Raw genomic sequence first — 14,808 nt, 5'->3', positions numbered from 1 at the left:
TCAGGCTTTCTCAGTAGTCGAGGCCGCCGCGGCGCCACTCGTAAATGTAGGGGACTGTGATGAGCGCAATGAAGGTCAGCATTGCGACCAGGCCAAAGAGACCAAGCTGGTTAAAGCTCACTGCCCACGGGTACATGAAGACCACTTCAATGTCGAAGATGATGAAGGTCATGGCCACCAGGTAGTAGCGAACGGGGAAGCGTCCCGCATCAAGTTTGTCTGACGTGGGGTCGATACCACACTCGTAGTTATCGGCTTTAGTGCGCGATTTTTTGGAAGGGCCGAGGATAGCCGAAGCGCCGAGGCCACCAAAGGCCAGCACCAGGGCTGCTGCTGCCATGATGAGCAGCGGCACGTAAGGGTTCATCGTCGTTCCTCCCGTAGGTGGTGTTGTGGTGACAGGTGGGTCGCGGTGTCGATGGTGGTCATACGGGTCTCACCATCTTTGAGGCCGCGGTGATAATTCGGTCGTCGATATCTCCGCCGTTTCGTTCGTATCCGTCGGAGAGCAACTTGTGGACGAGGCGCATCAGGCGTGGTATCGGCAACCCGTAGGTGGTGCATAGGTGCATAATCTTTGGGTTTTCGATCAGACGCACGAAAATGCGACCAAGCTGGTAGTAGCCGCCGTATTCGGCGCGCATTGCCTCGGGGTAGGCAGACAGTGCCCGGTCAATGCCAACACGACTGGTGCGTCCCATGGCTTGGGCGATGGCGTCGGCTGCGAGGCGGCCTGCCTTCATACCTGGCGCAATCCCTTCACCGTTGAAGGGGCTAACCATGCCGCCCGCGTCACCAACGAGGAGCAGGCCCGAGGCGTAGTGCGGTGTGCGGTTAAAGGACATGGGCAGGGCCGCACTTGCCAGAGATCCCACTTGGTTATCGGGGGTGAAGCCCCACTCCTGGGGCAGGTTCGCAGTCCAGTCAGCAAAGACTTTGCGGTAGGGCAGGTGTGTGGCACGCGCATTGGAGGCAACCGACCCTAAACCGACATTAACCAGGCCGTTACCGAGGGGGAAAATCCAGCCGTATCCTGGCAGCAGGTCTGATTGACCGGGTGTGCCAGCCCATAATTCCAGGTGGGATTCCATCCATTCTTCGTCACCTCGTGGTGATCGGAAGTAGGTGCGGGCTGCCACTCCGATGGGCCGTTCGGGGTCTTTTTCAACACCGAGGCTGGTCGCTAGGCGTGCGGATACGCCGCCCGCGTCCACAACGAGTTTGGCGCGCACGGCGCCTTCAATTGCCGTTTTTCCGCGCCCGTGGCGCGCGGTAACGCCGGTGACGCGACCGGTGGCATCTTGTATGGCGCCTGTTACGGTGTATCCGAGGCCAAGGCGTGCTCCCGCTTCTTCGGCACGTTGGACAAGTGCGTGGTCAAGGTCAGTACGTGCGCGTGCCATTCCGTAGCCTGGGAGGCTTTTTTGGTCGGGCCATTCCATTTGGACACGGTGTCCACCACCGATGACGGTGAGACCTCGGTTGCGTATCCACCCGGTGGTATCAACCCCCATCAGGAGCAGTTCATGTACTGCTGCGGGTGTGAGGCCGTCGCCGCAGACCTTATCGCGCGGGAAGGTGGCTTTGTCGAGAAGAAGAACGTCGATACCGAGCGTGGCGAGGTGATAGGCCGTTGAGGCTCCTGCAGGGCCAGCGCCGACGACGACTACCTCTGCCGCAGCGCCTTCGCCCAATTCCTCGCGCACTGAGTGTCCTTCCACGTCTTTTGTGTTTGCGGCGCACAGTGCACCGCAGTCCAAACGTTTACCCTAGCGGCATTTATGAGGCACTCGTGCAATATGGCGTCTTTCCGGCCTTTTTCGGTCTTCTTAGGGCGCACTAAGCTGAGAATTAGACACCAATTGCGAAACACTATTCTTTCGCAATTCCCGCAGTGTTCCCCAGGTCACGAGGAGATACTTCGTGACCTCGCTAAGCCTTATAGGCACGGTGAAGCGCAACGATCCCACCGGTCAGGTTCTTGTATTCCACGCGACGCCAGCCAGCCTCGGCAATCATCCGCGCGACACCGCGTTGATTGGGCCATGCACGGATCGATTCCACCAGATAGTCGTAGGCAACGTCATCGGATGATGCCAACGACGCTAGGCGCGGCATGACATGGTCAAGATGCAGGTCGTATAAGCGCTTGAACAGTGGGTTGACCGGCGTCGAAAACTCGGACACTACCAGGCGGCCTCCCGGTCGCACCACGCGCAACATTTCGTGTAAGGCCAGCGCCGGGTCAGGAATATTGCGCAAACCATACGAGATAGTGACCGCATCGAAAGTGTCGTCCTCGAAATCGAGGTCCATGGCGTTGCCTTGGACAAATTCCAATTCCGGGTGACGGCGCCTCCCTACCTCAATCATTCCGGCAGAAAGATCACAGGCCACCACGTGCGCCCCAGATGCCGCTAAAGCAGCAGATGATGAGCCTGTTCCCGCAGCGAGATCGAGGATTTTTTCTCCTATGTCAGGTGCAACCGCATTTCGCAACGCACGTAGCCACACATGGTCCATACCGCCAGTGAGCAGCGTATTTGTCAGGTCATACCGCGCGGAGACATGGTCAAACATGGAGGCAATATCGGCGGGGTCTTTATCAAGATCAGCGCGACGCACAGCGGCAGCGTCACAATCGTCATGGCTCGTCATAGTGACATTTTCCCATGCCAATCGTGTACTCTTCGCGCCAGTCCGTGCCAGGGGCGCCTCAGGCCATTAGCATGGTGCCATGTCTGACGTTTCAACTCCCGCCCTCCCCTGCCTCGATATACGCGTCGCACCGCTACCTGAGCGCTTTGATGACGTTGCGCTACGTGACATGGTGCCCACATCGCGTGGTGTTCTAGCGTGGTGGTCACCCGAGCGTACGCTCATCGGGTGGGGTTGCGCACTACGCATCGAGGTTGAGGGGCGTCATGCCATTCGCGAGGCAGGGCGTCGGTGGGATCAAGTACGTCGCAACGCTCACCTGCGTGCGCCCGAAGGTGCACCCCGCGCACCAATCGCCTTTGGATCCTTTGGTTTTGCGTGGGCAACACCCGGCATGCTCATCGTACCTAAGCTCACACTCGTTGAGACTCCCCATGGGCGCTACGTCATCACTGCCTCAGATATGGCCACGGCGCAGGCACCTGACCCCATTGTGGCCTTGGACGCCGCCTACGAGCAGGTGAGCGCCTCCCCCGTGAGCACACCACAGGGGCTGTGGACCGAAGCAGGCCGCATGAGCCAGTCGAAGTGGACAGAATCGGTGCGTCGACTGATTTCTCGTTTGCGTAGCGGTGGTGCATCAAAGGTCGTGATGGCCCGCGATATGGTCGTTTCAAGCGCCTTACCTTTTGATGAGCGTTACCTTCTGGCACGCCTGAACGAGCTGTACCCCACAACGTGGACCTACGCCGTTGAAGGCCTTATTGGTGCAACCCCAGAGATGCTCGCGTCCATCACCGACGGCGTGCTGACATCGCGGGTACTAGCGGGCACGAGCACCGACGGTGATGGGGACGCGTTGATGGCCAATATGAAGGAACGCACCGAGCATCTTTTAGCTGTCGAATCGGTGGCTCGCGCCCTGTCACCGCTCGCCGAGACCCTGGAAGTTCCTGACGAGCCAACACTTTTGGCACTGCCTAATGTTCTTCACCTTGCCACCGATGTGAAGGCCCAGCTGCGTGAAGGCAATGTTTTGGATGCGGTTGCAGCTCTACACCCCACTGCCGCCGTTTGTGGCACGCCCACGCCATTGGCTTTCGATCTCCTCCTCACCTTTGAAGACACCCGGCGTGGACGCTACTCAGGTCCTGTGGGGTGGATTGATGCTGCTGGGGACGGAGAATTTGGTATTGCGTTGCGTTGTGGTCAACTCAGCGACGACGGCACATCCATCCGCGTCTTCGCGGGTAGCGGCATTATGCCCGATTCCGTACCTGAAGCGGAACTTGCTGAGACGCGAGCCAAGATGCGGCCAGTCCTTGACGCCTTGGGAATCTAAATACGCCTCGGGTCCAACCCCAACCGGTGAGTGTCGTCACTGGCAAGGGGTGGACCCGAGATGCTATTGCGGCATGACAACGCGCTGTTGCCCTGGAAAAGATATGCGGTGGGTGTCTGCGTTTAACACGTGGCCACTTTCGGAAGGTGTGCCGCGTATGGCCGGTAGGCTGCGCCGGGCAGGTGTGCCGCCACTGTGGAAACGCGGCGGCCCTGCCAACGGGGTGTGCGGCTACTTCGATTGCAGCGTCGCTTTGACCTCGCTCACCTGCCCATTGCGGACAACGGTCAAGGTCACCTCGCTGCCGCCGGTGTAGCGACGCACGTATCCCGATAGCGCTTTACCTGAGGACACCGCTTTACCGTCGACTGCAATAATCGTGTCACCCACTTGCAGGCCCGCACGGTCAGCAGCGCCACCGGGGGTCAAAGTCTCGATTTGGGCGCCTGCCTTGGTTTCTGAGCCGACATTTACGGCCGCGGTCTTTATTGTGACGCCGAGGACCGCATGGTCCACACTGCCAGTGGCAACGAGTTGTTCCACCACAGAAACCACCAGGTCAGAGGGGATGGCAAAGCCTAGGCCAATAGAGCCCGCCGTTGACGACGTGGTGCCTGCCATTGAGGCAATCGAGGAGTTAATGCCGATCACGGCTCCGGCGGCATCAAACAGTGGCCCACCCGAGTTCCCAGGGTTAATGGAGGCATCGACCTGGATAGCGTTGGTGATCACGGTGTCGGCAGTGGTGACTTGCTGGGTGTTACCTTCGGGTAGTTGACCGAAAGGATCGAGTGGATCTGACTGGCTCTGATCGGTTGTCGAGACCTCGACTGGGCGATCCAGCGCAGAAATAATGCCGGTAGTTACCGTATTCGACAATCCCAGTGGCGAGCCAATCGCCATCACTTCTTGTCCTACGCTGAGACTTGAACTGGACCCAAAGGTCGCTACCGTCAAGTCGTTGGGGGCGTTGACAAGGCGAACGACAGCAAGGTCAGTGCTTTGATCGTAGCCAACCACTGTGGCATCAAAGATACGTCCATCCGATAGCGTCACTGTGATCTGCCCATTGGCTTCTAAAGCGGTGGAGATGACGTGGTAATTGGTCACGATGGTGCCCCGCGCATCATAGATGACGCCAGAACCCATGGAGCTTGACGTGCCGGAGGCATTGATGGTGACAACTGCTGGGGAAACCGCCGAGGCCACGGCCTGCCAATTCGCAGATACGCCGCTGGTATCAAGGCTTGCCGCCATCTGGGTTGCAGCCACTGTATTAGTAGTGTTCTGATCCGACGTTGCAGGTCCAAAACCGTTATTCACAGCCAGTACGGTACCTGAAACGGAAAGGCCTGCAGTCACAGCCATTGCTGCGACCAGAGAACCCCATCCGGGGCCGCCTTTGCGTTTCGTCTTCGTGGGTGCGGCCGGTGCGGCTCCGTTGCCCGAGGCGACGCCGGGTCCTAGGAAAGCGGAGCCTGGCGTTAATGGCAATTGGGCAGACTGTGCTGCGGATGTTCGTTGTGTGCCTGTGGGCGCTGTTGATGCCGCATCCGTACCGATTGTCCTTGGGGCCATATATGGTGATGCCGCGCCAGTTGATGCCCCGCTCGGAAATGCAGCACGAGGGGCGGCAGCACCAGCTGAGTCAGCAACAGCGGAAGCAGCGTCGGTAGCTACCGCACCTGTGGGGGCCGCGCCGGGCAATGGTGAAATGGGCGAAGGGGCACCTTCTGTCGCCACTGGGGGTGGAGTTGCATGGCTAGGGCCTTGAGGAGATGCTTCAACCTGTTCAGGTGCAGCCTGCGTGGAGGTGTCATGGTTCGACGGCTCGGTTGTGGACGGCGAATATGCGGCGGTGGCCTGCGGAGCAGTCGCCGACGCCGCAGGATCGACGTTGTGGCGCGACATATCCTCGTTGTCCTGGGCTGGTTGCGCGTCATTCGACCACCGGTGATTCGCGTCAGGCGCTGGCCATTGTCCCGCCCAACGTGGAGTATTGTCGCTCATAGTGCCTTCTTTCAACTCTCGTTCATTACGCGATGTCATTAGTGTGCCCCCTAATATTGCCCATTGGCTGGAGCACTCCTGAACGTTAGCTGTGAATCTAAACCTCTGATCGTGGCGTAAAACTCAGGATCATCCACAACTGGTACGTGTACCACGCTCAGCCCAGTAATCGCCTCGTCAAATACGGACACCAGCGACCCTGGTGTCACCTTCCGATACGCCACCTGATAGGCGGCACACAGTGCTTCCACGGATGTTGATTGGGCTGTTCTAAACCAGCGGTCAAAAACAGGGCGAGGGGCACGACCATGCTCAAGTGTGCCAAAGATCGACCCACCATGATCATCTACCACGATAATCTGCAGGTTGGGGCGCACTTCATCAGATGGGATTGCCAGAGCGCCCGCGTCGTGGAAGAAAGTTAAGTCCCCCATCACGGCCCGAGTTGGCGTGCCTGTAGCCAATGCTGCACCGATGGCAGTGGCAACTGTGCCGTCAATCCCCGCCAATCCACGATTCATGATGACCCGTGAAGGCCCCGCTCCCTGACCCACCAGATCAAGGGCACGCACTGCATTAGAGGCCCCCACAACAAGATAGCGATCAGCAGCGCGCCACACGGAACGAGCAACCGCGAGCGCGCTGCCGCACCCACGTGGCGTATCCAATAGTGCCTCGATGCGCGCATGTTCTTCCTGTGCCGCCTGGCGCCACCGAGGAAGCCACGTGTCGTCAGCGTGGGCAGCCGTGGGCGCAGCAAGGGCAGTGACCACCGCATCAGCCTTACCTGCCACATCGGGCCACGGCAGATGCGGGCTATGGACAACCAGGCGCACCTGTGACGCGAGAAGACGTTGAACGATGCGGGACAGTGTGGGGCGGCCAGTAAGTACAACCTGCTCAATATCAGAGACAAGCTCGGGCCGGGAAAGCAACGACTGCGGGTGAGCAAGCGCGCCCTGTGGCAATGCACCTACTTCAGAAAGTAATGGAATCCCCGCCTTATTCGCCCAGTTCACAGCCGCAGCATCCGCGCCATCACCTGCGAGGACAACAGTGCGCGCCTTCGTGTCCACCACAGATTCCCATGCCCACAGGTGTGGCGAACGGCTATACAACTCAGGTACGGCGCCAGGAATATCTGCAATAAAGGATAGTAACGCCTCAGCTGAAGATTCAGGATCTGGCTGTAACGGCTCACGCATCCCCACATTGAGGTGGACCGGCCCCGGGGTGCTACTCACTTTCCCAAGGGCAGTGGCGCATGCCCGCGCCATAAGAGATGGGAACTGTCCAATATCAGAGCCAGCTGGAATATCCCAGTAGTGGCGGACATGAGAGGCAAAAATACCCGCCTGATCGGTCGTTTGCGAGGCGCCCACGCCACGCATTTCAAAGGGACGGTCAGCGCTGAGCACAATGATAGGAAGATAGGCGTGGGAGGCCTCGGCAATACCCGCATGGAGCTCAGCGACGGCAGTCCCGGAGGTGGTCACAATGGCGATGGGGACACCTGCAACAACGTTACCCGGGGTACGCAACGAGGCGGCACCGCCTCGACTCAAGCCCACCGCAAGGAAGGCTGCCGAACGTTCGTCGAGGCGCACATGGGTGCGCAGCGCACCTGCACGACTGAGGACGTCAAGGGCATAGGCGAAGGGGGCGCTGCGCGAACCTGGACAGTACACGACGTCGGTGACACCGCAGGCGATAAGGGCTGACAGAAGTGCGGCCGCACTCAGGCAGCTATGTGGCCATCCACGCACGCCACTATGCCCCGTGCTTTCAGGGTGTGTCATTGACCTTCTCCCTTGCTGTATTCACATATGGCGTCCAGGCGTTCAAGCCAGCGGCATAGAATGCCGTCAGGCAAAGGCTGGGCGTCGATATAGTTCTCATCTACTTCGATGGGCCGCACAGCAATATGCCCGTCTTCAACGCGCAAACCATTGACCGTGACATCTGCGGCAAGGAGCTGCATGGTGGCCAGGCCACATGCCAGGGGCGTACCATCTGCCGGGTATCTTAGGCAGCTTGCCGCGCGCACACCTGCAGCCAGACCGATCGACGTTTCCAAGGCTGAGGAAATCACCGCAGGTAGTCCAAAGTCGGCTGCCAAAGCCACGGTGGCTTCGATACCTCCCAGGGGTGCAACTTTCAGCACGACAACGTCTGCTGCTTCTTTGCGGAGAACCTCCAGTGGATCTGACGCGAGGCGGATACTTTCGTCAGCAGCGATGGGCACGTTTTGACGGCGCCTCAACTGCGCTAATTCGTCCACAGTGGCACATGGCTGCTCAGCGTATTCAAGTCCGCCAATCTGGTGCGCAGCATCATTGAAATGCGCCAGGGAGCGTATCGCTTCGTCAAGGGTCCACGCAGCATTGACATCGACACGTATGCGGGCTTGTTGTGTGCCGACCGTGGCGGCAAGGGCAGCGGCCACGGCTTCAATACGTTCACAGTCGGCTGCATGTGTCACACGAGGATCAGCGACTTTCACTTTCGCAGTGGCGCAGCCGCCGGAATCCACGACGCGGCGGTAGGCCTCGTCAGGTGGACACACGGGGATGGTGACATTAACGGGGATGCGTTCACGCAGTGGTGGTGGCGCCTTTTGGGTGGCCCCAGTGATGGCGCTGTTCAGCCACGGCAGGCACTGGGAGGGCGTGTAATTCCAAAAAGGTGCGGCCTCGGCCCACCCTGCTTCGCCGTGCAGGAGGATTCCTTCACGGCTGGTGACACCGCGAAATATTGTCATCAGCGGGAGGTGGTATATCAGGACTCGGTCCACTTCCGACAGGAAACGACGCACATGCAAAGGCAAAGAACCAAGGGGGATGTCGGCTATTGCCGGGACGACTGCTTCCTGTCCTTCTTCACGCACTCCCCTATTGTCTCACTCTGCTACCCATGCTCGGCCACGCGCCAACGATTCGGCTCATGCGCTGGATGTGACTGACGAAGCAACGTGTGACCATTCACACCTGGACCTATTCGCATATCGTGGGCCACATCCGTAATGGAAGGCGTAAGTGTTTAACGCTGATCAACAACCATGCCACAGCGTGGCGCCAGCATCACATGCCCGTGGCACTGCGCGCCATCGACCAGGTCACGACCAACAATACCTGTCAGTTCCACTGCCCGATCACTGTGGTTGAGCAAGAAAAGGAAGTTTCCACGACGCTGCGCCTCCACACCATCGGGTAATCCATCGACCACTGGCCGCACACGCCCATAGGCACCCACCACGTCAAGGAGTGCCCGCCGTGACAGCGCATCAAGATCACACGCCACATACCAGGCGTTGCCTCCACCCGCATAGCTACGACGCGTAATGGCCGCCATATTGGCCAGGTCGGCGCCTCCGCCTCGTCCATCAAAGGTGGCAACCACCTCAACGCCGCTGTCATGCCAGCTGTGGGCAGCGGGAGCAATTTCCTCAGCCCATTGCCCTGCGCGCAGGTCCGGGGCAGGCGTGCCGAGGCGGTCGGTCGCTCTGCGCAGCGCATCCGCATGCGCCTCCACACCAATCCACTCGCAAGCTGCAGGAGTGCCAACGGCGCGGCTCAGTCGGTTGACGGCATCTCCACGCCCGTTAGATGCTGCGCTGAATGACTCCACCGCTCCGGTGAGTGCCGCATGCTCGATCACACGCACACCCAGCAGTTGCCTGGCTGATCCGAGATATCCGTCGGGTACGGCTCCAAGGTTCCGGTCCACAACAGCAGTTGGCCCTTCGATGAGCACTTGCGCTCCCGCCTCAACGGCGGCCTGCAAGCGGCGCGTGAGGTCCGGTGAATCAATAAAGTGCTCAGCAACAATGATGACTCGATAGGCGGACAGATCAGCGTGATCTCCCACAACATCAACAGCAATACCGGCTTCCCACAGGCTGCGGTGCCATGCGCGGGGACGCTCGAAATGTGTTCCTTCCACTGGGCCGATCGCGGCGTTGAAAGCCCACATTGACTGCCAATCCATTACGACCGCCACATCGGCACGGTATGGCGCATCCATCACTGGGGCAAGGCGGGAGAGCACCTCACCGGTGCGCACAACCTCGCCCCAAGTACGACTGTCCTTACCGCTGTGGGGAACCATGGCCGCATGGAAGGTTTCAGATCCACGCAACGACTGGCGCCACTGGAATTGCAGTATGCCGTCGGCACCGTGAGCCATACGCCCCAGCGTCCACAGAAGGTATTGGCCAGGTCGTTTCGGCGAGTTTCGTTGCCGCCACTGCACGGCGGACGGGGATTGTTCCATCAGCAGCCACGACGACCCATTGGCCAAGCCACGCATAATATCTCCCGCCCATGCCACCGAGTGCGCAGCAGCAGGATCTGCTGGATCCGGGTAGGAGTCGTCCGAAATGATGTCGACTTCGCCCGCCCATTTTTGGTAGTCAAGGCGCGGAAAATCACCCATGAAATTCGTGGTGACGGGTGCTGACGAATACTGGCGGATAATGTCGCGCTCAGCAATCATCAGGGACAGGAGATTGTCGTTAGAAAAGCGACGCCAATCTAATGCGTGGGCAGGGTTGTGGAAGGTCGGCATGGCGCCCGGCGCTCCGACCTGGTCAAAGGCCGTGTAGCGCTGTGACCAAAATGCTGTACCCCATGCAGCGTTGAGGGCGTCGATACTGGCGTAGGTGTCACGAAGCCAGGTACGAAAAGCTTCCACGCACTCGTGGCAGAAGCATTCACTGACGTGACATCCGTATTCATTGCTCACATGCCACATGACGACGCCGGGGTGGTCAGCAAAGCGCTGGGCAATGGCCCGTGTCAACCGCTGCGCAGCACCTCGAAAAACCGCTGACGACGGACAGTACTGTTGGCGCGACCCGAATCCTAAGCGGACTCCGCGCGCGTCAACTGGCAAGCTGTGGGGATATGTGGCTGCCATCCATGCTGGCGGCGATGCGGTACCTGTCGCCAAATCCGTTGCAATCCCTGCGGCATGGAGGCGCGTAATAATGTCCTCAAGCCAGTCAAAGTCGTAGCTGCCTTCGCTGGGTTCAAGGAATGCCCACGAGAAAATGCCAAGCGACACCAGGTTAACGCCGGCTTCCTTCATGAGGGTGATGTCGGCGTCGATGGTGGCGCTATCCCATTGTTCGGGACTCCAGTCGCCACCATAAGCGGGAGTGGTGAGCATGGGACGCATATGTACTCCTTTGTGCTGCACGGTCACACAGGAGGAAATCTAGCCTTTGACGGAACCTGCCGCCAGTCCTGACTGCCAGTAGCGTTGCAAACCGAGGAACAAAATGATCAATGGAATAACGCCCATGAGCGCACCCAGCATCACCGCACCTCGTTTGGGTGCAAAGTAGCTCATCATGCCATAAAGGCCTAGTGTCACTGGCTTAATTTCCTCAGAGGAGACCATCATGAGTGGCAGCAGGAAGTTATTCCATGTTGCCACAAATATGAACAGGAAGATTGTCACCATTGCGGGTGCAAGGATACGCAACACCATCGTGAAGAAGATGCGTGCTTCCCCCGCGCCGTCAATACGCGCCGCCTCGATTAATTCGGTGGGAACTGAGCTTTGAGCGTAGACCCGTCCGAGGAAAACACCGAAGGGGCTAATACATGACGGGATGATGATGGCCCACGGTGTATCGGTTATCCCAATATTGTGGAAGATCAAGTACAGGGGAATGGTGAGTAGGGCGGCTGGCATAAGCAGGCCAGACATTATTAGACCTAGGGTCACGCCTTTGCCGCTGAAATTGAATTTCGCCATCGCGTAGCCAGCCATCACAGCCAGCAGTGTCCCAACGACACCAGAAACGGTGGAATACATGATGGAGTTCAGGACCCACCGCCAGAAGTTGTTATTGGTCCATGACATCAGCGAGTCATAGTTGGCACCAAGGTTAATGGTGTCCAACAGCAATCCCGGTGTGGAAACCAGCTGTTCATTCGTCTTTGTCGAGGCGATGACAAGCCAGTAGATCGGGAATAGGAAGTAGATGAGGACCAGGCCAAGCAAACCGATGGTGATGAGGCGCGCCGCAGGCGTTGGGGCAAGCGAGCGCATGGGCATCCCCTCGATGGAAGGGATGTACTGGCGACCATCGGGAAGGGTTTTTTTCTTGATTCTCATTGGGAGATCTTCCTTTCCACCCAGGCGTAGATCACAGCAAGCGAACCTGCGACGATCGCCATCATGATCGATACGGCAGCTGCCGGTCCGTCACCGCCGGGCGAAATATTGCCAAACATCGTGTTGTAGGCCATTTGCATTGGCGTGTAGTCCAGGCGCATCCACGGATTCACCGTTGCCATCACCGTTGGTTCGGAGAAGATTTGGATGGTTCCGACAATGGAAAGCAACACAGTCAGCAGTACTGCACCGCGCACCATAGGGATTTTCACCTTGGTGACCACTTGGAAGCCAGTAGCCCCGTCGATACGGGCCGCATCATACAGTTCAGTGGGGATCGCTTGGAGTGCTGCTAGGAAGATCAGCATGTTATAGCCGGTGTAGGTCCATGTCGTCATATTCGACATGGAGAACAGGACAATGTTTTCGTGAAAGAAGTCAACAGGTACACCGATGGCATTCAATGCGCGCACGATGGGTGAGATTTCTGGCGTGTAGATATACAGCCAGATCATTGCCGAGACAATACCTGGGATGGCAAATGGGAGGAAGTATCCCAAGCGGAATAAGGTGACGCGCCGGATGAGGAAGGAATCCAGGACCAACGCCAAGGCCAGTGCGGACAGGATCATAAACGGCACTTGGACGATGGTGTAGGCAATAACGCGCCCGATGCCCATCCAAAAGGCGGAGCTGGTCGCCACGTTAATGAAGTTGTCGAGGCCAACGAACTGGTTGGTCAGCTCACCAGAACCGTAGAGTCCGCCTCCGCTTGCCACCTGCTGGAAGAAGGAGGCGTAGATGGAGGCGATGATTGGCACAATGAAAACAATGACGAAGCCAATCACGAATGGCAGCAGGAACATCCAGCCGGTGATCGCGTCGTGCATTTCGCGGATGCGGCGGTTAATGCGTGGGGGAAGTTGCTCTTCTGGAGGCAGATCTTCGGGAAGGTCCGAGGGCACATCTGTGGGACTTTCCAAAGGAAGGTCTAAGGGCGTATCTACGGGAAGATCAGACGGCAGATCAGCGGGACGCTCTGGGGGAAGGTCTGGGGCGTGTGTTTTGGAGGTCACGAGCTACCTCGTATATGTCTCGACGGTGATGGGTTGTGGCGATAGATGGGGTTGTGGCAGGTGGGAGGCACTCTCGGTGTCGAGAGTGCCTCCCACCATGCTATGCCGTGGTGATGTGTAGACGTGTCACTCTGCAACCGGCAGGTTCAGCGACTTGAGCACTGAAACCGATTCAGTTTGGGCGGCCGCGAAGATGTCGGCAACCTTGGCGTTGCCTTGGCCGACCTCGCCGCCGACAGCGACCATCTTTTCGGCAACTGCAGAGAAGCCGGGGATGAAGCCGAAGTCAGGGTTGAGGGTCTGGTTGGCATCTGCCAGCACTGCGAAGACATCCTGCCCACCGAATTGACGCTTGGTCTTTTCGGGGGTGACGACGTCACCCTTGGCTGCAACGACGAGGCCCTGTGTGGCCAAATCAGCAGTCTGAGTGTTGAACCAGTTGTTGAATTCCATTGCTTCTGCCACGTGTGCGCAGCCCTTCATGACTGCCACACCGGAGCCACCGTCAGGACCGGTCTTGACGCCTTCACCGAAATCGGGAAGGAGGGCAACCTGCCAGGTGCCTTCTTGATCTTCAGGGATGATCGAATCGAGGAAGAATCCTGCTTCCCATGCGGCACCGATATTACCGATGAGTTTCTTGTCCTTGAGTGCTTGGTCGTAGCTTTCGGTCCAGCGTTCTGTGACTAGGGCAGCGCCGGAGTCAATCATTTCTTGCCAGAATGCGGAGACAACTTCAGCGCCCTCGTTTTGGACGTTGACCTTCCACTGGTCACCTTCTGCGGAGTACCAGGGATCACCCACCGCTGCAGCCTGTGCAGCAAGGAAGTGGGAGGATTCGTCGGTTTCGAAGGCGAGGATGTGCTTGCCTTGGGCAGCAGCCTTCGTTGCTTCTTCCTTCAGTTCTGCCAAGGTGGTGGGAACCTTCAGGCCAAGCGCGTCGAATTCTGCCTTGTCGTAGTAGTAGACGAGGGGGCCGGTGTCCTGAGGTAGGCCGACGACTACACCACCGACGGACATTTGTCCGTAGGCGCCGGAGTAGTTGTCCTTGTATTTTTCAGCCTCGGTGGTGACATCTTCGACGAGACCTTTGACGAATGCTTCAGGCACTTCGGCATATCCGAGTTGGGCCAGACAGGGAGCGGTGCCAGCTTTGACATCGGCTTCGAGTTTCTTAGCCAATTCGCTTGCTTTACCATCCCACTTGGTGGCGGTCACGTGGATATTGGGGTGTTCGGCATTCCAGCGGTCAGCGATCTCTTGAACCTTCACCGCACCGTCGCCGTCGGGAAGACGGTGCACGTAGGTGATTTCAACCACGTCAGTGGTGGTTTCAGTCGCTGTTTGGGTTGCAGTATTGTTGCATGCGGCAAGGCCAATGGCCATGGCAGCAACTGCTCCCAGCGCGGCAACCTTTGTTGCGCGTGTACTCATGTCAACCTCTCTTCATCGAGAATAGGCGCTCACTTCTGCGTTAATAACGCCCAAACGATCATGTTCGAGCATCACAAAAAGTATATACGACGACCTCATCACTTTTTCAACTGTCAAGATTACGATTCGATTACTATTTCCCTAACGACAGGCGAATAGCAC

11 protein-coding genes are annotated in these 14,808 nt (G+C 58.3%); 1 reads left to right on the top strand and 10 read right to left on the bottom strand.

The genetic code is table 11. From position 1 onward, the window contains the following. Nucleotides 1-10: 10 nt before the first annotated feature. The 3 genes from G438_RS0102190 to G438_RS0102180 form a co-directional block, all read right to left on the bottom strand. On the bottom strand, nt 11-367 hold the full coding sequence (locus G438_RS0102190; RefSeq protein ID WP_026459968.1) for an NADH-quinone oxidoreductase subunit A: 357 nt from the start codon (nt 365-367) through the stop codon (nt 11-13). Nucleotides 368-425: 58 nt separating this feature from the next. After that, nucleotides 426-1,706 (bottom strand): geranylgeranyl reductase family protein, encoded by a 1,281-nt coding sequence (locus G438_RS0102185; protein WP_026459967.1) that lies wholly within the window; start codon nt 1,704-1,706, stop codon nt 426-428. 226 nt (nt 1,707-1,932) lie between these two features. Next, nucleotides 1,933-2,658, bottom strand: coding sequence for a class I SAM-dependent methyltransferase (locus G438_RS0102180; protein ID WP_034284632.1), 726 nt, complete (start codon nt 2,656-2,658; stop codon nt 1,933-1,935). Between the two features lie 79 nt (nt 2,659-2,737). On the opposite strand from G438_RS0102180, the gene G438_RS0102175 reads away from it, so the two are divergent. After that, nucleotides 2,738-4,000: an isochorismate synthase gene (locus tag G438_RS0102175; RefSeq protein ID WP_026459965.1), complete on the top strand. Its 1,263-nt coding sequence runs from the start codon at nt 2,738-2,740 to the stop codon at nt 3,998-4,000. Between the two features lie 231 nt (nt 4,001-4,231). Here the strand turns inward: G438_RS0102175 and G438_RS12590 are convergent, their stop codons facing one another. From G438_RS12590 to G438_RS0102140, 7 genes are all read right to left on the bottom strand, one after another. Then, nucleotides 4,232-6,049 carry a S1C family serine protease gene (locus tag G438_RS12590; RefSeq protein WP_240470954.1) on the bottom strand — a complete coding sequence of 606 codons (1,818 nt, stop codon included), beginning with the start codon at nt 6,047-6,049 and terminating at the stop codon, nt 4,232-4,234. An 11-nt stretch (nt 6,050-6,060) separates the two neighbouring features. Next, nucleotides 6,061-7,809 (bottom strand): 2-succinyl-5-enolpyruvyl-6-hydroxy-3-cyclohexene-1-carboxylic-acid synthase, encoded by a 1,749-nt coding sequence (gene menD, locus G438_RS10355; protein WP_084402956.1) that lies wholly within the window; start codon nt 7,807-7,809, stop codon nt 6,061-6,063. Beyond that, nucleotides 7,806-8,897 carry an o-succinylbenzoate synthase gene (locus G438_RS0102160; protein ID WP_240470953.1) on the bottom strand — a complete coding sequence of 364 codons (1,092 nt, stop codon included), beginning with the start codon at nt 8,895-8,897 and terminating at the stop codon, nt 7,806-7,808. The genes menD and G438_RS0102160 overlap by 4 nt, the downstream gene beginning before the upstream one ends. Nucleotides 8,898-9,049: 152 nt before the next feature. Beyond that, the gene (locus tag G438_RS0102155; RefSeq protein WP_051259204.1) at nt 9,050-11,188 is read right to left on the bottom strand and encodes a beta-galactosidase; all 2,139 of its coding nucleotides are present in this window, start codon (nt 11,186-11,188) and stop codon (nt 9,050-9,052) included. Nucleotides 11,189-11,227: 39 nt separating this feature from the next. Then, entirely contained in the window at nt 11,228-12,136 is a 909-nt protein-coding gene (locus G438_RS0102150; protein WP_026459961.1) for a carbohydrate ABC transporter permease, read from the bottom strand. After that, nucleotides 12,133-13,026, bottom strand: coding sequence for a carbohydrate ABC transporter permease (locus tag G438_RS0102145; RefSeq protein ID WP_026459960.1), 894 nt, complete (start codon nt 13,024-13,026; stop codon nt 12,133-12,135). The genes G438_RS0102150 and G438_RS0102145 overlap by 4 nt, the downstream gene beginning before the upstream one ends. Before the next feature lie 312 nt (nt 13,027-13,338). After that, complete coding sequence (locus G438_RS0102140) at nt 13,339-14,646, bottom strand: extracellular solute-binding protein (RefSeq protein ID WP_026459959.1); 1,308 nt, start codon at nt 14,644-14,646, stop codon at nt 13,339-13,341. Nucleotides 14,647-14,808 lie beyond the last annotated feature (162 nt).

It is taken from the genome of Schaalia suimastitidis DSM 15538, from assembly GCF_000429105.1.
Classification (GTDB): domain Bacteria; phylum Actinomycetota; class Actinomycetes; order Actinomycetales; family Actinomycetaceae; genus Pauljensenia; species Pauljensenia suimastitidis.
Note: the sequence above shows the minus strand (reverse complement) of the source record. Positions and strands in the feature narration are given on the sequence as shown.

Excerpts from the sequence above, each read along its gene's own strand:
- G438_RS0102190 (WP_026459968.1), bottom strand. The coding sequence starts at position 367 with ATGAACCCTTACGTGCCGCTGCTCATCATGGCAGCAGCAGCCCTGGTG.
- G438_RS0102180 (WP_034284632.1), bottom strand. The coding sequence starts at position 2,658 with ATGACGAGCCATGACGATTGTGACGCTGCCGCTGTGCGTCGCGCTGAT.
- G438_RS0102175 (WP_026459965.1), top strand. The coding sequence starts at position 2,738 with ATGTCTGACGTTTCAACTCCCGCCCTCCCCTGCCTCGATATACGCGTC.
- G438_RS12590 (WP_240470954.1), bottom strand. The coding sequence starts at position 6,049 with ATGACATCGCGTAATGAACGAGAGTTGAAAGAAGGCACTATGAGCGAC.
- menD (WP_084402956.1), bottom strand. The coding sequence starts at position 7,809 with ATGACACACCCTGAAAGCACGGGGCATAGTGGCGTGCGTGGATGGCCA.
- G438_RS0102155 (WP_051259204.1), bottom strand. The coding sequence starts at position 11,188 with ATGCGTCCCATGCTCACCACTCCCGCTTATGGTGGCGACTGGAGTCCC.
- G438_RS0102150 (WP_026459961.1), bottom strand. The coding sequence starts at position 12,136 with ATGAGAATCAAGAAAAAAACCCTTCCCGATGGTCGCCAGTACATCCCT.
- G438_RS0102145 (WP_026459960.1), bottom strand. The coding sequence starts at position 13,026 with ATGCACGACGCGATCACCGGCTGGATGTTCCTGCTGCCATTCGTGATT.
- G438_RS0102140 (WP_026459959.1), bottom strand. The coding sequence starts at position 14,646 with ATGAGTACACGCGCAACAAAGGTTGCCGCGCTGGGAGCAGTTGCTGCC.